1 protein-coding gene is annotated in these 542 nt (G+C 60.9%); it reads left to right on the forward strand.

The window, feature by feature from the left end; genetic code table 11:
* A partial coding sequence (locus ACTMTJ_RS45420; protein ID WP_441225335.1) for a UDP binding domain-containing protein occupies positions 1-542 on the forward strand: 542 nt, incomplete at both ends.

Genomic DNA, 542 nt, shown 5'->3' on the forward strand with positions numbered 1-542 from the left:
ACCGACCAGATCGTGCCGCTGGAGCCCGAAGAGGCGGAGCTGGCGAAGCTGTTCACGAACACGTGGCGGTATATCAAGTTCGCGACGGCCAACCAGTTTTGGATGATGGCCAACGATTTCGGGCTCGACTACGCGCGGATCCGGCATGCGATCACGTTTGATTACCCGCGGGCGGCGGATCTGCCGATGCCGGGGTTCGCGGCGGGTCCGTGTTTGTTCAAGGACACGATGCAGTTGGCGGCGTTCAACCGGAACAACTTCGTGTTGGGTCACTCGGCGATGCTGATCAACGAGGGTTTGCCGTTGTATCTGGTGTCGCGGTTGGAGGACAGTTACGACCTGTCGTCGATGACGGTGGGCATTTTGGGGATGGCGTTCAAGGGTGGCAGCGACGATCCGCGTGAGTCCCTCGCCTACAAGCTGCGCAAGATCTTGTCGTTGAAGGCGCGCGAGACGTTGTGCACCGATCCGCACATCAAGGACGAGCGCTTCGTATCGCTCGACGAGGTGCTGGCCAAGGCCGACCTGCTCGTCATCGCCTG

Origin of the sequence: Phytohabitans sp. LJ34, assembly GCF_052068095.1 — a bacterium.
In the GTDB taxonomy this organism is placed as follows: Bacteria; Actinomycetota; Actinomycetes; order Mycobacteriales; family Micromonosporaceae; genus Phytohabitans.